28 protein-coding genes are annotated in these 24,572 nt (G+C 62.8%); 15 read left to right on the top strand and 13 right to left on the bottom strand.

The features are described 5' to 3' along the window. Nucleotides 1-37: 37 nt before the first annotated feature. Nucleotides 38-1,282 (bottom strand): ROK family protein, encoded by a 1,245-nt coding sequence (locus tag EB231_RS07375; RefSeq protein WP_172348239.1) that lies wholly within the window; start codon nt 1,280-1,282, stop codon nt 38-40. Nucleotides 1,283-1,553: 271 nt separating this feature from the next. On the opposite strand from EB231_RS07375, the gene xylF reads away from it, so the two are divergent. The 4 genes from xylF to EB231_RS07395 all read left to right on the top strand — a co-directional run bounded on the left by xylF (nt 1,554) and on the right by EB231_RS07395 (nt 6,698). Beyond that, a complete protein-coding gene (gene xylF / locus EB231_RS07380) occupies nt 1,554-2,594 on the top strand; it encodes a D-xylose ABC transporter substrate-binding protein (RefSeq protein WP_056575790.1) in 1,041 nt (346 codons plus the stop codon). A gap of 143 nt (nt 2,595-2,737) precedes the next feature. Next, nucleotides 2,738-4,090 (top strand): sugar ABC transporter permease, encoded by a 1,353-nt coding sequence (locus EB231_RS07385; protein ID WP_172348240.1) that lies wholly within the window; start codon nt 2,738-2,740, stop codon nt 4,088-4,090. Between the two features lie 13 nt (nt 4,091-4,103). Continuing rightward, nucleotides 4,104-4,907, top strand: coding sequence for an ATP-binding cassette domain-containing protein (locus tag EB231_RS07390; RefSeq protein WP_172348241.1), 804 nt, complete (start codon nt 4,104-4,106; stop codon nt 4,905-4,907). A gap of 150 nt (nt 4,908-5,057) precedes the next feature. Then, nucleotides 5,058-6,698: a CHASE domain-containing protein gene (locus tag EB231_RS07395; RefSeq protein ID WP_172348242.1), complete on the top strand. Its 1,641-nt coding sequence runs from the start codon at nt 5,058-5,060 to the stop codon at nt 6,696-6,698. 99 nt (nt 6,699-6,797) lie between these two features. Here EB231_RS07395 and EB231_RS07400 read toward each other — a convergent pair whose 3' ends face one another. The 6 genes from EB231_RS07400 to EB231_RS07425 all read right to left on the bottom strand — a co-directional run bounded on the left by EB231_RS07400 (nt 6,798) and on the right by EB231_RS07425 (nt 10,386). Next, nucleotides 6,798-7,043 carry a YMGG-like glycine zipper-containing protein gene (locus tag EB231_RS07400; RefSeq protein WP_056575798.1) on the bottom strand — a complete coding sequence of 82 codons (246 nt, stop codon included), beginning with the start codon at nt 7,041-7,043 and terminating at the stop codon, nt 6,798-6,800. Between the two features lie 108 nt (nt 7,044-7,151). Continuing rightward, nucleotides 7,152-7,478 (bottom strand): hypothetical protein, encoded by a 327-nt coding sequence (locus tag EB231_RS07405; RefSeq protein ID WP_172348243.1) that lies wholly within the window; start codon nt 7,476-7,478, stop codon nt 7,152-7,154. Between the two features lie 200 nt (nt 7,479-7,678). Continuing rightward, nucleotides 7,679-7,855, bottom strand: a complete 177-nt coding sequence (locus tag EB231_RS07410) for a hypothetical protein (protein WP_172348244.1) — start codon at nt 7,853-7,855, stop codon at nt 7,679-7,681. 137 nt (nt 7,856-7,992) lie between these two features. After that, the gene (locus EB231_RS07415; protein WP_172348245.1) at nt 7,993-9,027 is read right to left on the bottom strand and encodes a sensor histidine kinase; all 1,035 of its coding nucleotides are present in this window, start codon (nt 9,025-9,027) and stop codon (nt 7,993-7,995) included. Nucleotides 9,028-9,218: 191 nt separating this feature from the next. Next, on the bottom strand, nt 9,219-9,383 hold the full coding sequence (locus EB231_RS07420; RefSeq protein ID WP_027031438.1) for a DUF1328 domain-containing protein: 165 nt from the start codon (nt 9,381-9,383) through the stop codon (nt 9,219-9,221). A gap of 208 nt (nt 9,384-9,591) precedes the next feature. Continuing rightward, nucleotides 9,592-10,386 (bottom strand): response regulator, encoded by a 795-nt coding sequence (locus EB231_RS07425; RefSeq protein ID WP_027059087.1) that lies wholly within the window; start codon nt 10,384-10,386, stop codon nt 9,592-9,594. Nucleotides 10,387-10,609: 223 nt separating this feature from the next. Here EB231_RS07425 and EB231_RS07430 point away from each other — a divergent pair, with 223 nt between their 5' ends. Further along, a complete protein-coding gene (locus tag EB231_RS07430) occupies nt 10,610-10,813 on the top strand; it encodes a NepR family anti-sigma factor (protein WP_172348246.1) in 204 nt (67 codons plus the stop codon). 3 nt (nt 10,814-10,816) lie between these two features. Further along, nucleotides 10,817-11,368 (top strand): RNA polymerase sigma factor, encoded by a 552-nt coding sequence (locus EB231_RS07435; protein WP_010911883.1) that lies wholly within the window; start codon nt 10,817-10,819, stop codon nt 11,366-11,368. A 42-nt stretch (nt 11,369-11,410) separates the two neighbouring features. Here EB231_RS07435 and EB231_RS07440 read toward each other — a convergent pair whose 3' ends face one another. Further along, entirely contained in the window at nt 11,411-11,863 is a 453-nt protein-coding gene (locus EB231_RS07440) for a response regulator (RefSeq protein WP_140772841.1), read from the bottom strand. A gap of 80 nt (nt 11,864-11,943) precedes the next feature. Between EB231_RS07440 and EB231_RS07445 the strand changes: the two genes are divergently transcribed. From EB231_RS07445 to EB231_RS07455, 3 genes are all read left to right on the top strand, one after another. Then, on the top strand, nt 11,944-12,705 hold the full coding sequence (locus EB231_RS07445) for a Crp/Fnr family transcriptional regulator (protein ID WP_172348247.1): 762 nt from the start codon (nt 11,944-11,946) through the stop codon (nt 12,703-12,705). A gap of 128 nt (nt 12,706-12,833) precedes the next feature. Continuing rightward, nucleotides 12,834-13,160 carry a DUF883 family protein gene (locus EB231_RS07450; protein ID WP_140772693.1) on the top strand — a complete coding sequence of 109 codons (327 nt, stop codon included), beginning with the start codon at nt 12,834-12,836 and terminating at the stop codon, nt 13,158-13,160. A gap of 11 nt (nt 13,161-13,171) precedes the next feature. After that, the gene (locus EB231_RS07455) at nt 13,172-13,630 is read left to right on the top strand and encodes a hypothetical protein (protein ID WP_172348248.1); all 459 of its coding nucleotides are present in this window, start codon (nt 13,172-13,174) and stop codon (nt 13,628-13,630) included. 30 nt (nt 13,631-13,660) lie between these two features. Here the strand turns inward: EB231_RS07455 and EB231_RS07460 are convergent, their stop codons facing one another. Further along, nucleotides 13,661-15,193, bottom strand: a complete 1,533-nt coding sequence (locus EB231_RS07460; RefSeq protein WP_172348249.1) for a sensor histidine kinase — start codon at nt 15,191-15,193, stop codon at nt 13,661-13,663. 154 nt (nt 15,194-15,347) lie between these two features. Here EB231_RS07460 and EB231_RS07465 point away from each other — a divergent pair, with 154 nt between their 5' ends. Beyond that, the gene (locus EB231_RS07465; RefSeq protein WP_081295025.1) at nt 15,348-15,521 is read left to right on the top strand and encodes a hypothetical protein; all 174 of its coding nucleotides are present in this window, start codon (nt 15,348-15,350) and stop codon (nt 15,519-15,521) included. Between the two features lie 92 nt (nt 15,522-15,613). Here the strand turns inward: EB231_RS07465 and EB231_RS07470 are convergent, their stop codons facing one another. Beyond that, nucleotides 15,614-16,534 carry a diacylglycerol/lipid kinase family protein gene (locus tag EB231_RS07470; RefSeq protein ID WP_172348250.1) on the bottom strand — a complete coding sequence of 307 codons (921 nt, stop codon included), beginning with the start codon at nt 16,532-16,534 and terminating at the stop codon, nt 15,614-15,616. A 267-nt stretch (nt 16,535-16,801) separates the two neighbouring features. On the opposite strand from EB231_RS07470, the gene EB231_RS07475 reads away from it, so the two are divergent. Continuing rightward, the gene (locus EB231_RS07475; RefSeq protein ID WP_172348251.1) at nt 16,802-18,118 is read left to right on the top strand and encodes a PRC-barrel domain-containing protein; all 1,317 of its coding nucleotides are present in this window, start codon (nt 16,802-16,804) and stop codon (nt 18,116-18,118) included. Between the two features lie 76 nt (nt 18,119-18,194). Here the strand turns inward: EB231_RS07475 and EB231_RS07480 are convergent, their stop codons facing one another. Continuing rightward, nucleotides 18,195-19,760 carry an alkaline phosphatase family protein gene (locus tag EB231_RS07480; RefSeq protein ID WP_246740891.1) on the bottom strand — a complete coding sequence of 522 codons (1,566 nt, stop codon included), beginning with the start codon at nt 19,758-19,760 and terminating at the stop codon, nt 18,195-18,197. Nucleotides 19,761-19,984: 224 nt separating this feature from the next. Between EB231_RS07480 and EB231_RS07485 the strand changes: the two genes are divergently transcribed. The 4 genes from EB231_RS07485 to EB231_RS07500 all read left to right on the top strand — a co-directional run bounded on the left by EB231_RS07485 (nt 19,985) and on the right by EB231_RS07500 (nt 23,049). After that, nucleotides 19,985-20,917, top strand: coding sequence for a VOC family protein (locus EB231_RS07485; protein ID WP_172348253.1), 933 nt, complete (start codon nt 19,985-19,987; stop codon nt 20,915-20,917). A 4-nt stretch (nt 20,918-20,921) separates the two neighbouring features. After that, nucleotides 20,922-21,542 carry an alpha/beta hydrolase gene (locus EB231_RS07490; protein WP_172348254.1) on the top strand — a complete coding sequence of 207 codons (621 nt, stop codon included), beginning with the start codon at nt 20,922-20,924 and terminating at the stop codon, nt 21,540-21,542. A 2-nt stretch (nt 21,543-21,544) separates the two neighbouring features. Continuing rightward, entirely contained in the window at nt 21,545-21,844 is a 300-nt protein-coding gene (locus EB231_RS07495; protein ID WP_140772677.1) for a GNAT family N-acetyltransferase, read from the top strand. 146 nt (nt 21,845-21,990) lie between these two features. Continuing rightward, nucleotides 21,991-23,049, top strand: coding sequence for a dipeptidase (locus EB231_RS07500; RefSeq protein ID WP_172348255.1), 1,059 nt, complete (start codon nt 21,991-21,993; stop codon nt 23,047-23,049). On the opposite strand, the gene EB231_RS07505 is transcribed toward EB231_RS07500, so the two are convergent. Together EB231_RS07505 and EB231_RS07510 are read right to left on the bottom strand one after the other, a co-directional pair. Further along, on the bottom strand, nt 23,046-23,309 hold the full coding sequence (locus EB231_RS07505) for a hypothetical protein (protein WP_172348256.1): 264 nt from the start codon (nt 23,307-23,309) through the stop codon (nt 23,046-23,048). The two genes, EB231_RS07500 and EB231_RS07505, sit on opposite strands and share 4 nt — an antisense overlap. Nucleotides 23,310-23,311: 2 nt before the next feature. Further along, a complete protein-coding gene (locus EB231_RS07510) occupies nt 23,312-24,571 on the bottom strand; it encodes an aminomethyltransferase family protein (RefSeq protein WP_172348257.1) in 1,260 nt (419 codons plus the stop codon). Between the last annotated feature and the right edge of the window lies 1 nt (nt 24,572).

Below are 24,572 nucleotides of genomic sequence, written 5' to 3' on the forward strand. Positions count from 1 at the left end.
GTGCCTTTCCGGAAGTCCAGGGCGTTCCGCGCGGGTTTCAGGCAACGCTCTTTCCAGCACTCCCTCTTGCCTGCGCGCCCGGCGCGAAGATCTCCTGATCGACGAAGGTCAGTGCGCGCATGGCGCAGCCCTCGCGGATCAGGGGGAGTTCGTTCGGTTCGGTGTCGAACGAAATCGATTTCGAGTGCTGGCCGCCGGCGGTCTGAGCAATCGCCTCGCGCAATGCCGGCTCGATCAGGTCGAAGGCGGCGGCGCTGACGCCGACCATGGCCACGGGTGCGGGATCGATCAGCGCGAACAGGCTGCCGAGGCCATAACCCAGTGCTTCGCCGGCCTTGCGATAGGCTTCGCGCTCGGGCCCGGCCCGTTCCCGTGCCGTCGTCGCCAGTGCCCGCATCTGCGTGTCGCTGACGTCGGCGACCGGTTCGGTGTCCTCGCCAAGCTGCCTGGCATTGCGCCAGATGGCGTAGTTGCCGGCATAGGCCTCGACGCAGCCGCGCCGCCCGCAGCGGCAGAGTGCGCCGCCTGGCCGATGGATCATGTGGCCGAACTCGCCACCCGACGAATGGGTGCCGGTGAACAGCTCGCCCTTCAGCACCAGGCCCATGCCGATGCCGTGCGACAAAAGGATGGCGATGAAGTCGTCGCGGTAGCGTTCGGGGTCGCGCCAGCGCAGCGCCACCGCCATCATGTTGCAGTCGTTCTCCATGGTGGCCGGGATGCCGAACTCGGCTTCCAGTATGTCGGCGAAGGCGATGTCGGTCTGCGGTGTGATCGGCGACCACAGCATGGCCCTGGCCTTGGTGTCGGTTATGCCCTGGATCGCCAGTGCGATACGGGCGACACTGCGCACGTCGATATCGGGATCCTCGAGGCGGCGCCGTACAATGGCGACGCATTCACCGATCAGCGCCTCGCGCGACATGGTCAGCGTGTCCAGCCGGCGCTGTTCCTCTGATATCACCTGGCCGGCATAGTCGATGACGGCGACGGACAGGAAATTCAGCGACAGCACGACGGTCATGATGGCCGCGGCCTCCGGGTTGAGGCCGAGGCCGACCTGTGGCCTGCCGCGTTTGAGCGTACCGGCCTCGCTCGGCTTGCCCTCGGCCAGGATGCCTTCGCCGATCAGGTCGGAAGAGATCGCCGATATGGTCGAATGGCTGAGGCCGGTGGTCGCGGCGATCTCGGTGCGCGAGGGTTGGCCGGCCCGGCGCACGGCCGCAATCACCATGGCGCGGTTGCGCCGGCGCAGATCGTCGTGGCGGATTCCGACCGACATACTTTCCCACATCCTCCCGGTCGCCGCGGTTCTTCCTGCCCCTCGAACACTGCCGGCAACTGGGGCAAATACTGGCAGAAGCGGCCGGTGCTGTCATTTATTTATTGCGGGGCTCGAAAAAAAGTCCGCGACACCTCAAGATCCATCAGAATCGATGTTGACAGCGTTCCGACGATGGATCAGTATTTTTTTTGAGGCTCGAAAAAATAGAGCCTCTGTGCCGGCCTTTGGGTCAGTTTGGTCGCGCCATACGCGGCGCAGGGAGGATATCATGAAGAGATTCACGGCCGCCATCCTGGCGGGTGTCGCCATGTCGCTGACGCTTGCGTCGGTCGCGCAGGCGAAGGACAAGGTTATCGGCGTTTCGTGGTCGAACTTCCAGGAAGAGCGCTGGAAGACCGACGAGGCCGCCATGAAGAAGGCGATCGAGGCCGCCGGCGACAAGTACATTTCCGCCGATGCGCAGTCCAATCCCGGCAAGCAGCTTACCGATGTCGAGAGCCTGATCTCGCAGGGCGCCAATTCGCTGATCATCCTGGCGCAGGATGCTTCGGCGATCGGCCCGGCGGTGCAGAAGGCACTGGACGAAGGCATTCCGGTCGTCGGCTATGACCGCCTGATCGAGAACAAGGACGTCTTCTACCTGACCTTCGACAACAAGGAAGTCGGCCGCTTGCAGGCCAGCGCAGTGTTCAAGGTCAAGCCGGAAGGCAACTATGTCTTCATCAAGGGCTCGGGTGCCGATCCGAACGCCGATTTCCTGTTCTCGGGCTCGATGGAAGTGCTCAAGGCGGCCATCGACAGCGGCAAGATCAAGAATGTCGGCGAGGCCTATACGGACGGCTGGCTGCCCGCCAACGCCCAGAAGAACATGGAACAGTTCCTGACCGCCAACGACAACAAGGTCGATGCCGTGGTCGCCGCCAATGACGGCACCGCAGGCGGTGTCGTCGCGGCGCTGACGGCGCAAGGCCTTGCCGGCACCGTGCCGGTGTCGGGCCAGGACGGCGATCATGCCGCGCTGAACCGCATCGCGCTCGGCACCCAGACGGTGTCGGTGTGGAAGGACGCGCGCGAGCTCGGCAAGAATGCCGCCGAGATCGCCTCGCAGCTGGCTGACGGCAAGAAGATGACCGACATCGCCGGCGTGAAGGATTTCACGACCCCCGGCGGCAACACCGTCAAGTCGCTGTTCCTGACCCCTGTCGCCATCACCAAGGACAATCTCAATCTCGTCATCGATGCCGGCTGGATCAAGAAGGATGAAGTCTGCGCGGGCGTCGCCGCCGGTAGCGTCGCGGCCTGCAACTAGAACGGCGCAGCACTGTTCGTCATCGACGCCGCGGCCCAAAAGCCGCGGCGTTTTCTCAAAAAGATTTGTGTTTCCGCATCAGGCGGATAGCTTCTAGGCTGCGTTCCGGCTCCGCGCCGGATGGCCGGCCGGTGGGAGGAATCATGACCGACACGACGTCCAACCCGCAGGCCGACACCGCGCGCGCGTCGGAGCTTGGCGCGGTCGCCCGGTTCCTGAAGGCAACCGAGATCGACACCCGCATGCTCGGCATGATCGGTGCCCTGTTGCTGATCTGGGTCGGGCTGCACGTGATTTCGAGTCTGCGTCTGGGCGTCAATCCCCTCGATTTCGACAGCCGCACCTTTCTCACTCCGCGCAATCTGTGGAACCTGTCGGTGCAGACTTCCGCTGTCGCGATCATGGCCTGCGGCATGGTGCTGGTCATCGTCATGCGCAATATCGACCTGTCCGTCGGCTCTGCCGAGGGTCTGATCGGCATGGTCATGGGCTTTGCCCAGGTGCATTTCCTGGTCCGGTTCGTCGGGCTTGAACTCGGCAATCCTTGGATCTGGGTTCTGGCACTGGTCATCGGGCTGGCGCTCGGGCTGCTGATCGGCGCTTTCCAGGGCTTCATCATCGCCTATCTCGAAGTGCCGGCCTTCATCGTCACGCTGGGCGGCCTGCTGGTCTGGCGCGGTGCCGCCTGGTGGGTCACCAGCGGCCAGACCGTGGCACCGCTCGACGCCACGTTCCAGCTGATGGGCGGCGGCCCGGCCGGATCGATCGGTGCCACCTGGAGCTGGATCGTCGGCATCGTCGCCTGCCTCGCCGTCGTGTTTGCACTGTTCAATGGGCGGGTGCAGCGCAAGCGCTTCCGCTTCCCGTTGCGCCCGGTCTGGGCCGAGACGCTGCTTGGCACCGTCACCTGCGCCGTCATCATGGGCGCGGTGTGGCTGGCCAATTCCTATCCCTGGCCCATCGGCATCGTGAACAGATACGCCGCCGCCAACAACATCACCGTGCCCGAGGGTGGCCTGTTCATCGCCCACGGCATTGCCATCCCGGTGCTGATGGCGATCGCCGTCGGGCTGATCATGACCTTCATCACCAACCGCACCCGTTTCGGCCGCTATGTCTTTGCCATCGGCGGCAATCCGGAGGCCGCCAACCTGGCGGGCATCAATACACGCTGGATCACCATGAAGGTGTTCATGATCATGGGCGTGCTGGCCACGATCGCCGCCGCGATCTCGTCTGCCCGGCAGAACTCGTCGACCAACGTGCTTGGCACATTGGACGAGCTGCTTGTCATCGCCGCCGCCGTCATCGGCGGCACGTCGCTGGCCGGCGGCTCCGGAACGATCATCGGCGCCATGCTCGGAGCACTGCTGATGCAGTCGCTGCAGTCCGGCATGGTGTTGCTTGGCGTCGACTCGCCGTTGCAGAGCATCGTCGTCGGCGCCGTGCTGGTCATCGCCGTGTGGCTCGACACCGTCTATCGCAAACGGGTTTAGGGGGAGAAAGATCATGGCTGACAAAACCTCTCCCGCCGCCGGCACGCCGCTGATCGACATGCGCAACATCTCGATCGCCTTTGGCGGCATCCGGGCCGTCGACGACGCCTCGATCGATCTTTTCCCGGGCGAGGTCGTGGCGCTCCTCGGCCACAACGGCGCCGGCAAGTCGACGCTGATCAAGATCCTGTCCGGCGCCTATAAGCGCGACGCCGGACAGATCTTCGTCAATGGCGAGGAGGCTTCGATCTCCAACCCGCGCGACGCCAAGAGATACGGCATCGAGACGATCTACCAGACGCTCGCCTTGGCCGACAATGTCGACGCCGCTGCCAATCTCTTCCTCGGCCGCGAACTGATGACCGCCTGGGGCACGCTCGACGATGTTGCCATGGAGGCCGAGGCGCGCAAGGTGATGGGGCGGCTCAATCCCCGCTTCCAGCGCTTCAAGGAACCGGTGATCAAACTGTCGGGCGGACAGCGGCAATCTGTGGCGATCGCACGCGCGATCCTGTTCAACGCCCGCATCCTGATCATGGACGAACCGACGGCGGCCCTCGGTCCGCAAGAGACGGCTCAGGTCGGCGAACTGGTCAGGCAGCTCAAGTCCGACGGCATCGGCATCTTCCTGATCAGCCACGACATCCATGATGTGTTCGAGCTGGCCGACCGGGTCTGCGTGATGAAGAACGGACAGGTCGTCGGCACCGCGCGCACCACCGACGTCACACAGGACGAGGTGCTCGGCATGATCATCCTGGGCAAATGTCCCCCTGGCGCCATTCCCGGACCAGGTGCGTTGAAGATCGCCGCCTGAGGGCTTTCGGCGGGGTGCATTGGCTCTCCCGCACGTCCCCGTTGCCGCTCACGTGATGTGCCAGTGATCGCGATGGGTTGGCCTTGCCATTGTGTTGGCCCGGCGACTTGACCATAAAGGTCCGGTATTGCTCATGGGCCGCATCATCCGTTGAAAAAGCTTTTTCCGATTGTCGCGTTCATCGCCGTTGCGCTGATCAGCATGACCATGGCGGGGTTCGCCTATTTCGCGACGCAGGAAGCCGCCCGCATCAAGTTCGAGGCGGCGGCCGATGACGCACTCAACCGGATCGAGAGCCGTATCGATCTGCATTTGTCGCTGCTGCGGTCGACGCAGGCCCTGTTCGACGCCCGCAATGGCGACATCTCCCAGAACGAGTTCAAGGCGTTCTTCAACGCGCTGGATGTCGACACCAATTTCGCCGGCCTGCGCGGCATCGGCTTCCTCGGGCTGGTCAAGACGGGCGATGAGGCGGCGGTCGAACGCGACATCCTGCACGATTTTGGCACCAGCCATCCGGTCTATCCGGAGACGACGCAGCCATGGCGCGCGCCCATCATGCTCTTCGAGCCGATGGACCCGTCCAACCAGGCCAGCATCGGCTACGATATGTTCAGCGAACCAGTGCGGCGCGCGGCGATCGAGAAGGCGATGGCCGATGACCAGCAGCACGCGAGCGGGCTGCTGCAACTGGGCCAAGGTACGGGCGCCACGCAGACCTTCACCGGCTTCCTGGTCTTCGTCCGGCTTAACGTCGAAACAGCGCCCGAGGTCATCAACGCATCGCGATCCTCGACCGCGGGCTTTCTCTACGCGGCCTTCCGCGCCCGCGACCTGTTCCAGATCGCGCTCAGCCGTGCGCCGCTATTGCCGGTCAACACGGAAATCTATGACGGCGCGGTGAACAGCGACGACCTTCTGTTCCAGTCGGAGACGCCGCCGGTTTCGTCCTTTGGCGATCGGCTGCTGGTCACCCGCAAGATCACGGTGGCCGGCCGGCCGTGGACGGTATTGTTCAGGCCAACCAGCGCCTTCTCGCAGCCGTCGTCGCGCGCCATCCCTGTGATGCTTGGGCTGTTCGGGCTGCTGGCGGCGGGCGCCATCGCGCTGGTGGCGCGCTATCAGGAGCGTGCCTATGAGGCGGCGTCGCGCTTGCACGAGACAACCGAGAAGAGCCTGCTCGAAAAAGACCTGATGCTGCAGGAGATGAAGCATCGCATCAAGAATTCGATCACCAGGGTGCTGGCGATCGCGCGGCAGACAGCTTCGCGAGCCACCGACGTCAATGAGTTTTCGGCCTCGTTCTCGGCCAGGTTGCAGGCGATGGCCGCTTCCCAGGACATGCTGACGCGCTCGCGCTGGCAGAAGGCCGATCTCGCCGATCTCCTGCGCATCGAACTTGGCCAGGTATTCGGCAAGGACCTGCCGGAGGGGTTGTTGACCGGTCCCGAGGTGCTGCTCGACGAGACCACGACGCAGGCGCTTGGCCTCACCTTCCATGAACTGGCGACCAATGCGCTGAAATATGGCGAAGCCGGCAATTCCGCCAATGCGCACCGAAGTGACTGGGCGCTCAAAGTGGACTGGTCGCTGGAAGGGCGGGGGCGCGAGCGGACGCTGGCTCTGAACTGGCGAGAAGCCGGGAAGAAAAAGGTCGAGGCGCCGGTCGAGACCGGATTCGGTACCAAGCTGATCGACCTCAATGTCACGCGCGAGTTGCGCGGCACGATCAAGCGCGATTTTCAGGCCGATGGTTTGAAGGTGGAAATAAGAATTCCGCTCACGGGCTGATGGCCAGTGACCGCGCCGATAGCGATGGAATGCCCATACGTGCAAAATCCGGAGGCTGGCATGGCCGGCCTCCGGATCGAAGTTTCGACTATCGCCGAATTAGTTGCAGCGGGCCGTGTAAATCCGGCCGTGACGGTCGCGATACTGGCAATAGCCGTTGCGCAGGTTGCGAACCAGCAAGCCCGATCCGGCACCGACAGCCGCCCCGATCAGGGCACCCTTGCCGCCGCCCACCAGACCGCCAATGCCAGCACCAATCAAGGTGCCGCCAGCCACGTCCTTCTCGGTCGAGGTGCAGCCGCTGAGAGCGGCAACCGCAACCATCGCAATAATCATCTTCCGCATTGAGTCACTCCTCACTTGTGTCCACACTTTAGTTGGCTCCAGCAGCCATTTAGCTTAGTTGGGTCCAGCAGCCATTTAGCACGAACTGACGGCCTTTGCTGCTCGAATTTATTGTTGGCTAAGATAGTCTTTTTCTGGGCGCGCCGCCGCCGATGCCATCACCACATTGGAAATCGCCAATGATGCATTGAGGCTGCCGTCGGGGCGCACATTCCAGACTATTTGATCGTAGTCATCCTCAAGCGCGGGATCGACCGCGAGGCATTTGGCGACAACATGCTGCGCCTGCCCTTGCACGTCGCCCATCGCGAATGGCCGTTCAGCGGTGCATTCGTCGGCGGTCGCGAAAACACTGACGGGCACCTGCAATTCGTGGCAATCGGCCATTGAGTTCGAACAGCCGATGACCAGCAACAACGCGGCTATGTGTTCCATGACGAGATGTCCTCTCGCCGCAACAACGGCGCACATCGTCAAAAAGTTCCTGTCATGCCACAAGGACAAGCAAATAATGACGGTGTGAAGAACTGAGTTTCCGCACGGCCAGAGGCTGCCAGCGACAAGCCGGCCTGGGACCTGGGCAAAGTTAGCGGCTTCCAGCCGAGAGCGCCGGGGAGGGCGAGCAGGACTTCGGGTCAGGTCAACTGGAACAGAGCGGCCAGGAGTATTATCGCGGCCAGCGTCAGGCCGATCCCTTTCATCAAGCCGTGACGTGCATGAGGGCGTGTTTCCGCGGCAGCTTCGGCATCCAGAAATTCGCCCATCGAAATACGGGCGGCCTGTTCCAATCTGTTGATGTCGGCAACCGTCAAAACAATCCTCCCCTACCGTCTGAAGTCCTGCTGCCAACAATGTCCGAAGGCTGGACAGGTTCCGGCGGTGTCTGGGTAAAAAACCATCCGCTTTTATGGTGAACGGCTGGTTAAGGTCGTTGCTTGCCGCGAGCCGCTCACTGCGCCTCGAAATTGCTGTGTGGGACGACGAGGCGGTATTCGAGGCGGCCATCCGTGATGTCGAGGGTCGCGGTTCCGCTCAGGGATGTCGGCACCACCCGCTCCAGCGCGACGCTGCCGAAGCGCTTCTCCGTCCCCCGACCGCCATTGACTCCGATGGCTTCGGCCCATGTCAGCGAGAGTGTAACCTCACCGGTCGCGGCGGTGTTGAGATCGGCGGTTACCTCTACAAATCCATCCGGCCGGGACAGAGCGCCGTAGCTGACCGAGTTTACGGCGAGCTCATGCATGGCCAGGCCGATATGAAGCGCGGCGTTGGGATTGAGGTAGGGGTTAGCACCCCGGAAGCGAAGGCTGTGCGGTGTGTTCGTCCCATAGCGGCCAACCTGGCTCGTCACCAGTTCATGAAGCGCCGCACCGCGCCAGTTCGAGGACGTAACGAGATCCTGTGAGGAGGCCAGGGACTGCAGCCGGCCGCGAAAGCGCGTCAGGAAGTCGCCGATGCCATCTGAATAGCGGCCGGTCTGGCTCGCGATGCTCTGGATGATCGCCAGGAGATTCTTCGAGCGGTGGCTGACCTCGCGCAGCAGCGTTGTCAGTGTCTGTTCGCGCCGCTTCTGCTCGGTCGTCTCGACCATGGTGGTGACGACACCCTGCACGTCACCGGCGTCGCCCCGATCGGCATCGACCCAAACCTGAAACCAGCGGACGCCATTCTCGACCGGAACACTGATTTCAAGGCGCTCCGGATTGCCGGTCGCAACCACATCGCGCTTGGCGGCGCTGATCCGGTCGGCCTGCGCCGTCGGCAGGATGCCGTTGCCGTCGGAATTGTCCGAAGCCCAGGGCGCACGCATGTTGCGAGCCCACACGGTCTTCATGTCGCGATCCTGATAGAGGACGGAAATGCCTGCATTGTGCAGTGCGTGGAGAAGGGCACGGCCAAGCTGCATGCCACTTTCAGCCGGATGCAAGGCGATGACTTCATCGCTCCGTGCGCCTTCCGTTTTATCTGCAGTCCTGGAGCGCATCGGTCTATCTGTCCACCCAACTCAGGCTGAACGGCTCACTGTCGAATGGGTTCCAAAATGAAATGTCCCGAGAACCTGCCCCTCTAAAGCGGTCCGCCGGACGGTGTCCCTTGGAGGGATACCGCCCGGCGGTGGCTGGAAACCGTTTGAGGGGTGCGGCTTCCAGTGTTCGCTCGGAGAAGCGCTCGCCCTCACGCCCGTTTGAACAGGCCGGCCAGAAGCGAAATGACCAGGAAGGCGAGAAAGATGAAGAACAATATCTGCGCTATACCGGCGGACGTGCCGGCGATGCCGCCGAAACCAAGCGCGCCGGCAATGATTGCCACGACGAGAAATACAAGCGCCCAGTAAAGCATGGTTCATCTCCTTCCGAATGGTGCAGGGAAAACGTGGGTGGATGCGGTTTGTTCCACCATTTGCCGAAAAAGACGATGCTTGCAAACCGTTAGAGGCGGAACCGATAGCGAAATTCAGGAATGACGGTCTCGGCTGCCAAAAGGCCGCCCGACGCATCGCGTCGGACGGCCTCTGATTCTGGAATATTCGTGCTGGAAAACAGCGAACCTATGCGGCGGCCTTTGCCTGGCGGTCGAAGAACAGCGCCTGGCTGATCAGTGCCTTGACCATATCGGGATTGAACGGCTTGGTCACCAGGAAGGCCGGTTCGGGGCGCTCGCCGGTCAAGAGCCGCTCGGGGAAGGCGGTGATGAAGATAACCGGCACCGAGGTTGACGACAGGATCTCGTTGACCGCCTCGATGCCCGAACTGCCGTCGGCGAGCTGGATGTCGGCCAGCACCATCTTCGGCCGCGTCTTGCCGAACATCGTCACCGCCTCGGCATGCGTGCGCGCCGTTCCAACGACACGATGACCGAGGCTCTCGACCATCTCCTCTATGTCCATGGCAATCAGCGGTTCGTCCTCGATGATGAGCACGTCGGTCGCCACCTGGCGGGAAATCTCATTGCTTGCCTGGGCAAGCAGTTCGGAGAATTGCTGGTCGCCGACATCGAGAATCTCGGCCGCCTCGTCCTCGCTGAAGCCTTCGACGGCAACCAGCAGGAAAGCCTGGCGGGGCAGCGGCGCGATCGCATTGAGATTGGCGGCGGCGCGCTGCTCCCACGCCGATTGCGCCTGTTCCTGCGGCACGCGGATGGCGACGGAAGTGAACAGCTTGGCGAAAACCTTGTACAGAGCGATGCGGTCGCTCGATGCCTCGGGGAAGATGTCGATGTCGGCGATGATGGCCTCAAGCATCGCAGCGACCAGCGCGTCGCCGCTCTCTTGCGATCCCGAGACAGCGCGCGAGAAGCGGCGCAGGAACGGCAGATGCGGTGCGATGGTGGCGGATAAACTCATGGTAAAACGTCTCCCTCAGAATGACGTGATTGCCTGGATTTGCAGGTCAAGCTGATTGCAAGCCCCGCTAATACAACGCGGGTTTTGTGAAAAAGTTCCGGCCGATATGGAACGAATAGGCGGGAACGGCGTTTGGTGTCGGGATGGGCAACCAGACGAGGGTGCCGCTCGCCTTGTATTGAGTTGAGTATGAGCGGCCTAACGCTGGGAATATAAGGGCGAAATGAAGGATATGACGAAAGATATTGTGGCTGGCGCCGAGGACAGGCGCCGGAACGGTGTCGGCGACCCTCTGGGGCCGAACTCCGAGATCGGACGCAAACTCAAGCAATATTATGACGAGCTGGTCTCGGATGATGTGCCGGATCGCTTTGCCCAGTTGCTTAGCCAGCTGGAACAGACCGAACCCGCACAGAAGAAGGACTGAGGCATGGCCGCGGTCTCCCAAGGCTTCAAGACCGATCTGCTTGGGGCAATCCCGAGCTTGCGGGCCTTTGCCGTGTCGCTGACTCAGAATGCCGACAAGGCTGACGACCTTGTCCAGGAAACGCTGGTCAAGGCCTGGGACAAGCATGAGAGCTTCCAGCCCGGCACGAATCTCAAGGCATGGCTTTTCACGATCCTGCGCAATGAATTCTACTCGCAGATGCGCAAACGCGGCCGCGAGGTTCAGGACAGCGACGGCATCATGACAGCCAGGCTCGCGGTGCATCCCGCCCAGCACGGCCAACTCGACCTCAAGGATTTTCGTGGCGCTCTCGAGCAATTGCCGGAAGACCAGCGCGAGGCCATCATCCTCATCGGTGCATCGGGCTTCTCCTATGAGGAGGCCGCCGAAATCTGCGGTTGCGCGGTCGGAACGATCAAGAGCCGCGTCAGCAGGGCCCGCACGCGCCTGCAGGAAATCCTGAAGATTTCCGGCGAGGACGAATATGGTCCCGATGCGATCTCGGCTCAGGTCACGGGGACCGCGGCGCATTGACGTAAGGTTCCGCGAGCGGATTCGAACGCAGCTGTATCGATCTCACCCCGCAGAGCCGCGTCCGTAGGCCCGCGCCACCGCTTCGACGAGATCCTCGCCTGAATAGGGTTTGGTGACCAGCCTCACCCCCGGGAAGGACGCCTTGATCTCGTCCGCATCCGAATAACCGGAGGCAAACACGAAAGGGACGCCTGTTTCCCGCAAGCCGGCGGCGAATTCGAGCGTCGACGTGCCGCCCAGCATCAGATCGACAATGGCCGCGTCAAACTGCATCGCGACCTTTCCGCCGTCGACCTCGGCCAGGTCTCGGGCTATCACCACCTCCCGCGCACCGTGGTCGCGGCAAAGCTGCTCGACATCCATGGCGATGAGGAATTCGTCCTCCAGGACAAGAATCCGCAATCCGTCAAGCAATGTGGGCATCACAGGTGAAGGCTCCTTGAAACGCCGGGAGTCATGATCGCAATTGGGTGTGTTGTCATTTAAAAAAGACATGCCTTTCAACCCGGAACTCCGGTTCCGGCAAAACGTTTAAGGATACCTGCTGACCGGCAGGCTTTCGAAGAGGGGTCGAAATGCCAGGGCAGAACGGGCGTGCTTCATCGAGCCGACAATATCCTTGCGAGAAATGTCCTCTACGGCCATTGCCGGTTTTCCGCGAGTTCGAAAATCAGGAACTGGCCTTCATCAGCAAGTTCAAGAAGGGCGAACTCGCGGTCGACAAGGGCGCCACGGTGCTCGTGGAGGGGAGCCATAGCGCCCATCTCTACACCGTACTGTCCGGCTGGGCGTTCCGCTACAAGCTATTGCCGGACGGCAGACGACAGATCCTCAACTATCTCATGCCCGGCGATCTCATCGGCCTGCAAGGCAGCGTCATGGGCGAGATGCAGCATTCCGTCGAGGCCTTGTCGCCGATGCTGCTTTGCGTTTTTGAACGCGACAATCTGCACGAACTCTACCGCAACCATCCGGGCCTCGGCTACGACATCACCTGGATCGCGTCGCGCGAAGAACGCATGCTGGACGAGAACCTGCTCAGCGTCGGCCGCCGCAGCGCGATCGAGCGCGCCGCTTATCTGATTGCCTTCATAGCCAGCCGCGCCAAGGTCGTCGGGCTGAACGGCAAGCAATCCATCCAGATTCCGATCACGCAGCAGCACATCGCCGATACGCTTGGCCTGTCGCTGGTTCACACCAACAAGACGATCCGCAAACTGATGGACCGCAAGCTGATCTTTTGGCGGGATGGCGGTTGCGAGGTGGTCGACACTGAAGGGCTCAAGCAACTCGCCGGCTGGGAAGGGTTGGGCGAGGGGCGTCGCCCACTGATCTGACGACGCGCGCCTCTCGTCATGGTTTGGTGACTGGTGCGTACGCGCGCGTTTTCGGCTAGTTTAGCCCGATGCCGGAACCTTGAGACGCAAGGCGCGTTTGAAATCGAGCAATCACAAGGAGTTAAGCAATGGCAACCGCCGCAGGAAAGACCGCCAACGAAGCGCGGACGAATTCGGACCTCGAAGCCGACATCAAGCAGCTGAAGGCTGATATCGACAAGCTTACCAAGCAGTTGGCCAAGACCGGCGAACACGGCTATGGCACGGCGCGCCGTGCAGCTGCCGAGGGCGTCGAGCAGTTGCGTGCCCAAGGGGAAGCGGCCTTCGACAGCCTGCGCGGCAATGCCAGGGATATCGAAGCACAGATGGTGGCGAGCGTGCGCGAAAAGCCGGTGACGTCGCTGGCGATCGCAGCGGGCGTCGGCTTCCTCTTCGCGCTGCTCGCGCGTCGCTAGATCCGCCCCAGATGGGACTGCTGGCATCCCTGCTTTCGGGTTTCGCCTCGGGTGAGACCGTGGCCGCCATACGCCGCGCGCGCACGGCGGCCATCATCTATGCGCTTGCCGCGTTGGCAGCTTTGTGCGGTCTCGGCTTTCTGGTTGGGGCAGCCTATATCTGGGCCGCGGCCCGCTATGGATCGTTCGCGGCGGCGCTTGGCTTCGGTATCGGCTTCCTGGTGGTCGCCGGCCTCGTTCTTCTCGTCCATCGCTTGATGTCTGGCGCCCGTGCTCGCCGCGAGGCTCGGCGGCGCAACGCCGATATGAAGGCGATCGGCATCACGGCCGCACTTGCCGTGCTGCCGGCCTTGCTCAAGGGAAAGGGCGGCCTCGGCATTATTCTGGGTCCGGCCGTGGCACTCGCCGCCTATGCCATATACCGCGAGAATACGAAGCCCGACGATCCGGATGCAGGGCACGGGACATGACGCCGCCGCTCCTGCCCTGGATCAGATCCGTCACTTGGACAGATCTTCCAGCGGCATCGATATTTCGGCGAAGACGCCCTCGGGCCGGAATTCATGGGTGACTTCGCTTGAAATGACCTTGGCCAGGCTGCGGCGGATGAGAATCGAGCCGAAGCCATGGCGCTGCGGCGGGGCGACTTCAGGGCCGCCGCTTTCGCGCCAGGTCAGCACCAGGCGCCGGTCGCCCTTCCTGCCTTGTGTCTTCCAGTCGAGATCAACCTTGCCCGATGCAACCGACAGGGATCCATATTGCAGCGCATTGCTGGCCAGTTCGTGCAGGATGAGCCCGAGGCCGACGGCCTGATCGGGTGACAGCAAAAGGTCGGCGCCGGAGATGGTGATACGCGGCTGGTCGTCGGTGTCAAAGGGCCTGATCTCGATCTGGACGAGTTCGCGGATGCCGATGCCGCGCCACTCGCGGTCGGACAAGAGATTGTGGGCGATGCCCAATGCCTGAAGCCGGGCGCTGAACGCCTCGAGGAATTCACTCGGCTGGCGGGCATGGCGAACGGTCTGCGTCGCCAGCGCCTGGACGGTCGCCAGCGTGTTCTTGACGCGGTGGTTGAGTTCGCGCAGCAGGAGCCGCTGCCGCTCTTCGCCGAGCTTGCGTTCGGAAATGTCGTAGTTGACGCCGAAGATCAGCGTCGGCTTGCCGTCGCCGTCGCGCTCGATGACGCTGCCGCGCGTGGCCACCCAGCGCGGCGGATGAAAGTCTTTCACCCGGTATTCGCCGAAATAATCGTCGCTGCCGGTCAAGGCGTCTCGAAAGCGGGTTTCGGTCTGATAGACGTCGCGCGGATCGATGGCGGTCAGGATGTCACGTGCCCGCAGCCGGGTCGAACGCGGCAGGTTGAACAATTCCGACAATCGGACATCGCATTCGATGATGTCCGTGCGGACATCCCATGCCCAGCTGGCCAGCGATGCAGCGTCGAGCGCGATGGCACGCCGCTTCTCCTCGCGCGCAAGTGCTGCCTCGGCGATGGCGCCGCTGCGGGTCGCATCCTTCAAGGTAAACAGGCTGGCGGCAAGGCCTGCCAGCGTCTTCAACTGGTCGAGCTTGGCCTGTGACGGAAAGGCATGTGGCTTGCGGTCGAGCACACACAGCGTGCCGATCCTGGCGCCTGCCACGAGCATCGGCGCGCCGGCGTAGAAACGCAAATGGTGCCTGCCGGTGACCAGCGGATTGGCCTTGAAGCGCGGATCTGTCGCCGCGTCGGTCACCACCATGGGATCGTCGCCGGCGGCGATGGCGTGGGCACAGAAGGAGATGTCGGTCGAGGTTTCGGTCTCGTCGAGACCAAAGCAGGACTTGAACCATTGCCGATCGACATCGACGAGCGTCACCAGGGCGACAGGCACCTGCATCACGGATGCGGCAAGGCCGGTGATGCGGTCGAAATCCGGGTCGGCCGCCGTATCCAGCATCTCCAGCCCGTGCAGCACGGCCAGCCGGTCTTCGTCCTCTATCGAGCGCGCGACCTCGGCCGGCAGGCTCGACCCTATTTCCGCCTTGCTATTCACCCCAATCCCCAATGCCCATGCCGGTATTCGCCGACTTGCCAACCAACCGGCCCGCCACGGGCTCGCTTTCCCGGAACCATCCTAGCAGGGAACCGTTACCCGACCATGTTTTGCCGAGTGCGCCAACAAGCGCAGAACGTAACAAGGATCGGCCATGACCAAGATCATTCCCGAAGACAAGGCGCGACAGGGCCGATGGGGCTGGCACGGCCTGCGCATCCTGATCGCCGCGCTGCTCCTGGCTATCGCTGCCTGGGGCATCGCCGAAATCTATGGTGAGGTGGCCAAGACACCGGCGACGGAGCAGGGAAGTGCGCCGAGCGGATAGCGCAATTCCAGGAAAAGCTTGAAGCGGCTTTCCGTCCGGAATGGCGTCGGAACAATGCTCTGGATTCACGGCCGTCATGGTTCGGGATAGCATCAGGCGGCCTTTGCCTCGGCGATGCTGGCGGGCACCAGGACGTTCAACGCACGAGGCTTGATCTCGATGGTCGTTTCACGATCGAGCCGGACGAGTTCGCCATCCATGACGGCGCGGAACCTCCTGCTGCCGGAATGGATTTTCAGGACAGTGCGGTCGGACTGATGGATTTCCACATGTTCATTGTCCCGCCATTTGCCGCGCGCCACGTTGAAGAAGAACTTCACCAGTTCGGCGCGCTGCTGCGCCACGGTGACATAGATGCCGAGCACGCCGCCCGAAGGGTTGTCCGCATAGGGGAGGTGGCCCTCGCCGAACAGGTTGTTGGTGACGCCGATGCCTGTTATGCGCGCCGTCATCTCGGCGTCGCCGATGGCGAGCGTCACGTTCATCGCAGGCGGATTCTTGATCGTCGCCCATGCCGCCTTGGCCGAAGCTCCGATCTTGCCCAGGCGCGACCCAAATTCCATGCCTTGGCGCAGTTGAACCATCTTGGCATGCATGCCGATCGAGAACTGATGGACGAAGGGTTGGCCATTGGCCGTGGCCATGTCGACCGCGATGATCTCGCCGTCGGCGAAGGAGTCCAGCGCGGCATTTAGCGACTGCGGAATGCCGAGACCGCGTGCGAACAGGTTCATGGTGCCGGCCGGCAATATGGCCAGCGCCTTCTTCTTGCCCATCAGCCTGGCGGCCGCGGCTGAAATGGTTCCGTCGCCGCCACCGGCGAGCACGACATCGATGGTGCGGCGCGAGGCGGCGCTGTCGAGGGCTTCCACAACGTCCTTGCCGGCAACGACATCGATGCTGAGAGAATGGCCTGCCGTCTCCAGCGTCTGGCGCATCTTGTCGGAAAGGGCGGCGAGGTCGGTGGTGCGCAAGGTGCCGCCGTCCCGGTTCAGCACCGCCGCAAATTTCATGCCCCGCTCCGTTTGTCAGTCAAAACGTGCCGGGGCGAAGCCCAGCCGCAGGCTGCAACGTGGCGGTCCGGGAAAGGTTCCATTGGAGCGGTGCAATTCTGCGCATGTTCTCAAGCCGCCGCGCAACCGCTCGAATCCTGGCCAATTTTGTCGGAACAACAGCATGGTCACGACGTTGTGAACCCGTGGAGATGCCACGCCCGATCTTCCCAGCGACGGTTCAATCGGGCGCGGCGTGCACGAAATGACGCACGAGGAGAGACTAACATGATCCGCACCCTTTTAGCCACGACCGCACTCGCAACGCTGATCGCGACCGGTGCCTTCGCACAGAGCGCGACGACCCCGGCTCCAGCGGACGCACCTGCCGTTCAGGAGCCGGCCGCAGTTGCACCGGTGCCGCGCGCCGAAGGCAGCATCGTCACCAACATCATCGGCGAATCCGTCTATAACGGCACGGGCGACGATGCCGAGAACATCGGCAAGGTCAGCGATGTCGTCTTCGACAAGGATGGCATGGCGAAATCCGTCGTCATCGGCGTCGGCGGCTTTCTGGGCGTAGGCGCGAAAAATGTCGCCTTCGACTACGACAAGCTGCAGTGGGCCGAGAAGAATGGCGACCGCTGGCTGGTTGCCCAGACAACCAAGGAAGAACTGACGGCGCATCCGGAGTTCGACAGCAAGCCCTATGGACCCGCACCAGCGCCAGCCGCTTCCACGGATGCGACAGCTCCCGCAGCGCCCGCCACGACCGATACCGCGCAGAAACCTGTCGACATGAATGCTACCCCGGCCGAGCCGGTGAAGCGCGCCGACGGCAACCTTGCCACCAATATCATTGGTGAGACCGTCTACAACGGTACCGGTGACGACGCGCAGAATATCGGCAGCGTCAACGACATCGTGCTTTCCAAGGAAGGCAAGGCCGAATCCCTGGTTATCGGCGTGGGTGGGTTTCTTGGTCTAGGCGCCAAGAATGTCACCTATGATTTCGGCAAGGCACAGTGGGCCGAGAAGAATGGCGACCGCTGGCTGGTGGCGCAGACGACAAAGGAAGAGCTGCAGGCGCAGCCGGATTTCAACCGCAAGGCTTATGATCCGGCGCCGGCGACGACCGCTTCCAATGAACCCTCGACGACTGCACCGGCCGCGACCACGGCTTCCGCCGCCGCTCCGGCGGACAAGACAGCCGAGGCTCCGGCCGCGACGGCTCCCGACCAGACGCAGACGGCTGCCATCGACAAGTCCACGCTGACCGCGATGCCGGTCGGCGAGATCAGGGCCGACGACCTCAAGGGCACCACGGTCTACGGCGCCAATGATGCCAAGGTCGGCGAGATCGGCGATGTCGTGCTGACGCCGGACAACAAAACCGATGCCGTGATCGTCGACGTCGGCGGCTTCCTCGGCATCGGCGGGAAGGAGGTCGCGGTTGGCCTGGATAATCTCAAATTCATGACCGACAAGGACGGCAAGAAGTATCTCTATACGACCTTCACCAAGGAACAGCTGCAGGCGCAGACTGCCTATGACAAGGGCAGCTATGCCGAGAAGCGCGACCAGCAGCGGATGATTGTGAGGTAGGGCAGTAGGGCAGTAGGGCAGTAGGGCAGTAGGGTCGGCGTCGGTGCCGGTGGCCCAAACATATCGCCTTGCTGTCCTATTCCCTTGTTGCCTTGCTCACATGGCCAACCACGCCATTTTCCGTCAATTCCGCCAGCGCCAGTGACTGGTCGAGATGCTCGGCCCGCCAGGCGAGAAGCCGCTCGGCGAATTCCAGGCGAGTGGACAGATGTGCGGGGCTGGTGGCGAGGTTGGTCAGTTCGCCCGGGTCCGCCTCGATATTGAAAAGCAACGGCGGCAGGCCGCCGCCAAAATGCACGTATTTGAATTTCTTGGTCCGGATGACCGCCAGGTTGCACTGGCGTGAGCCAATGCCGAAATGCGCTTCAGCCTCGCCGCCCGCTATCGAGCGGAAGTCGAATTCCCAGTGCGCGGCATCGCGCCAGCTAGCCGGGGTTCCGCCGCTCAGGAATGGTTTCAGCGAACATCCGTCGAGATGCGGTTTGGGCGGCTCGCCAAGCAGGTCCACAAGCGTGGGCAAGATGTCCACCGCTTCGGTGAAGCGATCGATGCTGGTGCCGGCAGCCTTGCGATGTCGCGGGTCGCGAATGATCAGCGGAATGTGGTAGCTGCCGTCGAAATAGCCGCCCTTGCCCAGCATGAAATGATCGCCCATCATTTCGGCGTGGTCCGAGGTGAGAATGATGATGGTATCGTCCCAGGCGCCTGAAACCTTGACTGCCTGCCAGATGCGGCCAAGCTGTGCGTCGACCTCCGAAATCATGCCGTAGTAAATCGCCCGGATGCGGCGGAAATCGTCCTCGCTCCAGTCGTGCACCCTGCCTGTCGTGCCGGGACGGAACTTAGCGCGTTTCTGGCGGCCAAGATCATAGGCGAGATAGGGATGGCTCTGCGCTTCAGCCCGCCAACTCTCCGCGCGGTGAAACGCCGGGCCATCGGCCGGATCATATAGCGTGTTGTAGGGCTCCGGGACGATGAAGGGTGGATGCGGGCTGATGAAGGAGAGATGCGCGAACCAGGGCGTGGCCTGCTCCTGCTCGCCGAGCCAGCGGATGAACTCGCCAGCAAGGAAAGCCGTCGGCGTATGGTCTTTGGAATAGATTGGCGGCGTCTCGGTCACCGCGTCGGCGTCGCCTTCCTCGTCCACGGGACGATGGATGTCGGGAGATCCGGCGCTGGCATCGATGCCACGCAGCTTCAGCCAGGACAGCCATTGCTTCTGGTCCTCGGGCAACAGTTGCCGCACCGTGAATCCAGGCAGGACGCCTTCATAGCTTTTCAGCCTTGGATCGCCTGAAGCCAGCAAGCGAGGATCGAGCGACACGTCGGTGTAACCGAACAGGGTCGGATCGTAGCCGAGGCCGCGCGCGTGCAGTGCGATGTTGCCGTGGCGGGCGTCAAGTGGCGAGCCGTTGCGGCAGACCCGGTTGTTCATCTGGTAGAGGCCGGTGTAAAGGCAGGCACGGGCGGGCGAACAGGGCGCCGCGCCGCCATAGTGACGCTTGAACAATACGCCCTCGGCGGCCAGCGCATCTGCGTTCGGCGTCTTGACCACGGCGTGGCCGGCGGCCGACAGGCAATCACCGCGCCACTGGTCGCAAGTGATCAGGAGAACGTTGGGGCGCCTGGCTTTTCCTGTCACTCGCGATACCTTTCGCTGCATGTTCGACGCCGCTCATGGAAACGATTTCCGGCAACGGCGCAAGGCCGCTTCCGTTGCCTAATTGGTGAACAAATCTCTTTTGATTGTTCACTTTTACAGCACAGTCCATTCTGCGTTTGCCGCCTTTGCCGCAAGTGGTGGTGTCCTCATATTGGCGTGGACAGCGGCGAGGGCCGCACAAACACAAGGGAAGGAGCAAGACAATGCTCGACCAGATCAAGGGCCTCCATCACGTCACCTCCATGGCTGGGGATGCGCGCCGGAACAATGATTTCTTCACCCACAAGCTCGGCCTGCGCCGGGTCAAGAAGACAGTCAATTTCGATGCGCCCGACGTCTACCACCTCTATTATGGAGACGAGGTCGGCACGCCCGGTTCGGTGATGACCTATTTTCCGTTTCCCAACATCGGCAAGGGCCGCCGCGGCGTCGGCGAAGTCGGCACCACGGTCTACTCCGTGCCGCAAGGCACGCTCGCCTATTGGGAAAAGCGCTTCGCCGACGAAGGCGTGGCGGATGTCTCCCGCGAGGAGAGCTTTGGTGAGAAACGGCTCAGATTTGCGGGTCCCGACGGAGACGGTTTCGCGCTCGTCGAGGCCAAGGCAGACAGCCGTGCGCCTTGGGTGAAGGGCGGTGTTCCGGCCGACGAAGCGATCCGTGGCTTCCACTCGGTTGCGCTTCGGCTGAAGGATGGCGGCGCCACCGAAGAGCTCTTGAAGTTCATGGGCTACGAGGAGATCGAGAAATCAGGCAATGTCAGGCGGCTGGCCGTGAAGAACGGCAATGGCGCCGATGTCGTCGATATCGAATCGCTGCCGACCGCGGCCTTCGCCGATCTCGGCGCCGGCTCCGTCCACCATGTCGCCTTCGCCGTCGAGAACCGCGCCAAGCAGCTCGAAGTGCGCAAGGCGTTGATGGATACGGGTTATGGGGTGACACCGGTGATCGATCGCGATTACTTCTGGGCGATCTATTTCCGCACGCCGGGTGGCGTGTTGTTCGAAGTCGCCACCAACGAGCCCGGTTTCGACCGCGACGAGGACACCGCGCATCTGGGCGAAGCGCTGAAGCTGCCGACGCAGCATCACCATCTGCGGCCCTATCTCGAGCAGCATCTGCAGAAGCTGGAAGGCTGAGATCATGAGCAAGGACGCTTACATCCACAAGGTGCTGCCCGGTTCGGCGGGCGGTCCCATGCTTTTCGTCTTCCACGGCACTGGCGGCGACGAGAGCCAGCTTCTGTCGCCGGGGCGCGATCTCGTGCCCCAGGCCACCATCATCTCGCCGCGCGGCGATGTGTCGGAACACGGCGCGGCGCGCTTCTTCCGCCGCACCGGTGAGGGCGTCTACGACATGGACGACCTGGCGCGGGGGACGAGCAAGATGGCTGAATTCGTCAAGGCGCATGTCGAGGCGGCCAAGCCGTCGGCGGTGCTGGGCCTCGGCTATTCCAACGGCGCCAACATACTGGCGTCGGTGGTGTTCGCCGAGCCAAGTCTGTTCGACGCCACGGTGCTGATGCATCCGCTGATCCCGTTCGAACCAAAGGTGGAGGGCAGCCTCGCCGGCCGACACATCCTGCTGACCGCCGGCAAGCGCGATCCGATCTGCCCGCCGAACCTGACGACGCGGCTCGAAGCCTATTTGCGTGCCGACGGTGCCGATGTCACAGTGGAGTGGCACGAAGGCGGGCACGAGGTGCGGCCAAATGAAATCGAAGCGGCGCGGCGGCTCTTTGCCGGTGTCGCGCAAGGAGTCTAGAAATGCCCGACCAACTGCCTGAGATCGAACTGGAAGACCGCGGCTCCAAGGGCCGCTATGTCCTGCGCGGCCCCGGTGGCGCCGAGGCCGAGATGACCTTCACCAAGATTGGCGAGCACCAGATCATCATCGACCATACCGAAGTGCCGGACGCGTTTCGCGGCCAGGGTGCCGGACTTCGGCTGGTCACCCGCGCCGTCGAGGATGCGCGCGCGGCGGGCAAGAAGATCATTCCGCTTTGCCCGTTCGCCAACGCCCAGTTCCGCCGCCATCCGGAATGGGCCGACGTGCTGAAGCAGTAGGGAGCGCGGCACTTCGTTCACAGGCGGCAGCGGGGGGATAAAGGGGCAACTCCCGCTGCCGGTCGGCTTTGTCATTTGCCGCGACCGGATATCTTGCCTAGATATGATATCTCGCCGTGCCGACAAACGAACTGAATGATCCCCTGATGACCGAAACAGACCTCGTCCCCGTCTTCGACGGCCACAACGATACGTTGCTGCGCCTTTATCAGTCCAAGGACGCGGACGTCGAAAAGCTGTTCATCGAGGGGAAATCGGGCGGTCATATCGACCTGCCGCGCGCGAAAGCCGGCGGCTTTGCCGGCGGCATGTTCGCGATTTTCCCGCCGCCGGTCGAGAAGGCCAGGCGAAGTGCCGTGCCATTGGCGCCCAGCGACAGCGAGCCGCTGCCGCCGGAGGTGCCGCGCGCCGATGCGCTCAATTCGACGATTGCGATGGCTTCGATCCTGTTCCGGCTGGAAAGGGCCGGGGCGCTTGCCGTCTGCCGCAGTGCCGGCGACGTGCGCAACGCCATGGCGCAAGGCACGGTTGCCGCAGTCTTTCACATCGAGGGCGTCGAGGCGATCGATCCCGAACTCACCATGCTCGATGTGCTGCATGCCGCCGGCCTGCGTTCGCTCGGCATCGTCTGGAGCCGTCCAAATGCCTTTGGCCACGGCGTACCGTTCCGCTTTCCGTCCTCGCCGGACACGGGTCCGGGTCTGACCGATGCCGGCAAGGCGCTGGTCAAGGCCTGCAACGAGCTGAAGATCATGATCGATCTTTCGCATCTCAACGAAAAAGGCTTTCGCGATGTCGCCGGGCTCAGCGATGCGCCGCTGGTCGCCACGCACTCCAACGTGCATGCGATATGCGGCCACTCGCGCAATCTGACCGACTGGCAGCTCGGCGCGATCCGCGAGTCAGGCGGCATGGTCGGGCTGAACTTCGCCACCGGGTTCCTGCGCGAGGACGGCCGCATGAATGCCGATACCAGCCTCGACATCATGGTGCGCCATGTCGATTCCCTGCTGCAGGCGCTGGGCGAGGATGGCGTGGGCCTCGGCTCGGATTTCGACGGTGCCATGGTCCCGGCGGTCATCGGCGACGTCGCCGGCCTGCCGAAGTTGATCGATGCGCTGGCAGCGCGCGGTTTCGGCCGCGCCTTGATCGAAAAGATCGCCTATCGCAACTGGCTAAGCATGCTCGAAAGAACGATAGGTTAGAATTCGAAGCCCATGCGCTTCAGCCAGTCCCTGCCGACGCCGCGATCGCGGATGATCGGCAGTGGATCTTCGGAATCAAGCCGCGCGCAGATGCGGTAGACCTCGAGTGTCTCGGCGCTCATTTCGTCGCGCTTGTAGAAGAACATGGCAGCGGCATAGCGCGTGCGGCCGGACCATTTTTCACCGAGCGGCGTGTTGACCAGGTCCCACTGCTCGGCGGCTTCCCCATCTTCTTGCTGCTTGTCCGCTTCGTCGGCCATGGTCAGAAATCCGCCGGCGGATTGGCGGTGCGGCGGTCGAGTTTTATGAAGGGCCGTGCCACCACCTTGGCCCGCTTCATCAGCTTCTGATATTGCAGCTCGCGCATGGCGTAGATCTCGACCCAGAGGTCGTCCACCATGGTATCACCATAGGGCCGCGCCAGCGAGGCGATGGCGATGTTGCGCTTGGCCATCGGCGACCACATGGCGGCGCTGACCAGGCCAACCTCCTGGCTTTTCTTGTGGTAGACGATGGCGTGTTCGGCGGGGATGTTGCCTTCGATCTCCAGCCCGACCAGCACATGGCGCAGCCTGCGTTTGGCGCGCGCTTCGAGGATGGCGCGGCGGCCGTTGAAGTGGCCTTTCTCCGGATCGATCATGAAGCCGAGCCCGATCTCGTCGGGCATGCGCAGGCGATCGGCGCGGATGGCATGTTCGGCGGTGGTGAAGTCGGCATTGGCAACGATCAGCCCGGCCTCGAGCCGCGCGCGATTCAGCGCCGTGTAGCCGATGGCACGGATGCCGCGCAGTTCGCCCGCTTTCATCAGCCGGTCCCACAGGCTCAGCGCCTTGTCGGAGGTCACGAACAACTCGTAGCCGAGATCGCCGGTGAAGCCGGTGCGCGAGATGGTGACGGTGCCGCCGTCATGGGCGAATTCGGCGAGGTCGAAGATCTTCAGTCTCTCGACACCGGTGAAGCCGGCATCGCGCAGCACGGCGAAGGAAGTTGGCCCCTGCAGGGCGAGCCCGGCGACGCCCTCGGTTTCTTCCTCGACGGTGACGTCGAATCCAATGGCGCTGTCCAGCAACCAGGGCAGATGCCGCTCCTGCGAACACAGGCGAAAGCGCGTCGGCGACAGGCGAAACAGCGTGCCGTCGTCGAGCACAAAGCCTTCGTCGTCACACCAGGCGGTATAGTGGACACGGCCAGGTCTCAGCTTGGTCACGTCGCGCAAGGTCACTCGGTCGAGGAAGGCCTCGGCATCCGGTCCTTCGATCCGGTATTTGGTCATCGGCGAGATGTCGAACAGCGCCGCCTGGCTGCGGATGGCGAAATATTCCAGCTCCTCGTCCCACAGCGAATGTGGCGCGCGGTAGCCCGCCCAGTTATACCAGTCCTGAGTCCTGGCCAGCGTATCGAGGCGCGGCTGGAACGGGGTGCCGAGGCGCAGCGTGCGGAAATGGCCTTGCGCGGCGATGCGCGCGGAAACAGCCGCACTGGCGGTCTTTGCAACGGGCTTCTTCCTGGTTGCCTGGGCCATG

Origin of the sequence: Mesorhizobium sp. NZP2298 (genome assembly GCF_013170825.1) — a bacterium.
GTDB lineage: Bacteria > Pseudomonadota > Alphaproteobacteria > Rhizobiales > Rhizobiaceae > Mesorhizobium.

What these genes read in the sequence shown, in the direction of transcription:
- EB231_RS07375 (WP_172348239.1), bottom strand. Translation starts at nt 1,282, where the DNA reads ATGTCGGTCGGAATCCGCCACGACGATCTGCGCCGGCGCAACCGCGCC.
- xylF (WP_056575790.1), top strand. Translation starts at nt 1,554, where the DNA reads ATGAAGAGATTCACGGCCGCCATCCTGGCGGGTGTCGCCATGTCGCTG.
- EB231_RS07385 (WP_172348240.1), top strand. Translation starts at nt 2,738, where the DNA reads ATGACCGACACGACGTCCAACCCGCAGGCCGACACCGCGCGCGCGTCG.
- EB231_RS07390 (WP_172348241.1), top strand. Translation starts at nt 4,104, where the DNA reads ATGGCTGACAAAACCTCTCCCGCCGCCGGCACGCCGCTGATCGACATG.
- EB231_RS07400 (WP_056575798.1), bottom strand. Translation starts at nt 7,043, where the DNA reads ATGCGGAAGATGATTATTGCGATGGTTGCGGTTGCCGCTCTCAGCGGC.
- EB231_RS07405 (WP_172348243.1), bottom strand. Translation starts at nt 7,478, where the DNA reads ATGGAACACATAGCCGCGTTGTTGCTGGTCATCGGCTGTTCGAACTCA.
- EB231_RS07415 (WP_172348245.1), bottom strand. Translation starts at nt 9,027, where the DNA reads ATGCGCTCCAGGACTGCAGATAAAACGGAAGGCGCACGGAGCGATGAA.
- EB231_RS07420 (WP_027031438.1), bottom strand. Translation starts at nt 9,383, where the DNA reads ATGCTTTACTGGGCGCTTGTATTTCTCGTCGTGGCAATCATTGCCGGC.
- EB231_RS07425 (WP_027059087.1), bottom strand. Translation starts at nt 10,386, where the DNA reads ATGAGTTTATCCGCCACCATCGCACCGCATCTGCCGTTCCTGCGCCGC.
- EB231_RS07430 (WP_172348246.1), top strand. Translation starts at nt 10,610, where the DNA reads ATGAAGGATATGACGAAAGATATTGTGGCTGGCGCCGAGGACAGGCGC.
- EB231_RS07435 (WP_010911883.1), top strand. Translation starts at nt 10,817, where the DNA reads ATGGCCGCGGTCTCCCAAGGCTTCAAGACCGATCTGCTTGGGGCAATC.
- EB231_RS07440 (WP_140772841.1), bottom strand. Translation starts at nt 11,863, where the DNA reads ATGTCTTTTTTAAATGACAACACACCCAATTGCGATCATGACTCCCGG.
- EB231_RS07445 (WP_172348247.1), top strand. Translation starts at nt 11,944, where the DNA reads ATGCCAGGGCAGAACGGGCGTGCTTCATCGAGCCGACAATATCCTTGC.
- EB231_RS07450 (WP_140772693.1), top strand. Translation starts at nt 12,834, where the DNA reads ATGGCAACCGCCGCAGGAAAGACCGCCAACGAAGCGCGGACGAATTCG.
- EB231_RS07455 (WP_172348248.1), top strand. Translation starts at nt 13,172, where the DNA reads ATGGGACTGCTGGCATCCCTGCTTTCGGGTTTCGCCTCGGGTGAGACC.
- EB231_RS07465 (WP_081295025.1), top strand. Translation starts at nt 15,348, where the DNA reads ATGACCAAGATCATTCCCGAAGACAAGGCGCGACAGGGCCGATGGGGC.
- EB231_RS07470 (WP_172348250.1), bottom strand. Translation starts at nt 16,534, where the DNA reads ATGAAATTTGCGGCGGTGCTGAACCGGGACGGCGGCACCTTGCGCACC.
- EB231_RS07475 (WP_172348251.1), top strand. Translation starts at nt 16,802, where the DNA reads ATGATCCGCACCCTTTTAGCCACGACCGCACTCGCAACGCTGATCGCG.
- EB231_RS07485 (WP_172348253.1), top strand. Translation starts at nt 19,985, where the DNA reads ATGCTCGACCAGATCAAGGGCCTCCATCACGTCACCTCCATGGCTGGG.
- EB231_RS07490 (WP_172348254.1), top strand. Translation starts at nt 20,922, where the DNA reads ATGAGCAAGGACGCTTACATCCACAAGGTGCTGCCCGGTTCGGCGGGC.
- EB231_RS07495 (WP_140772677.1), top strand. Translation starts at nt 21,545, where the DNA reads ATGCCCGACCAACTGCCTGAGATCGAACTGGAAGACCGCGGCTCCAAG.
- EB231_RS07500 (WP_172348255.1), top strand. Translation starts at nt 21,991, where the DNA reads ATGACCGAAACAGACCTCGTCCCCGTCTTCGACGGCCACAACGATACG.
- EB231_RS07505 (WP_172348256.1), bottom strand. Translation starts at nt 23,309, where the DNA reads ATGGCCGACGAAGCGGACAAGCAGCAAGAAGATGGGGAAGCCGCCGAG.
- EB231_RS07510 (WP_172348257.1), bottom strand. Translation starts at nt 24,571, where the DNA reads ATGGCCCAGGCAACCAGGAAGAAGCCCGTTGCAAAGACCGCCAGTGCG.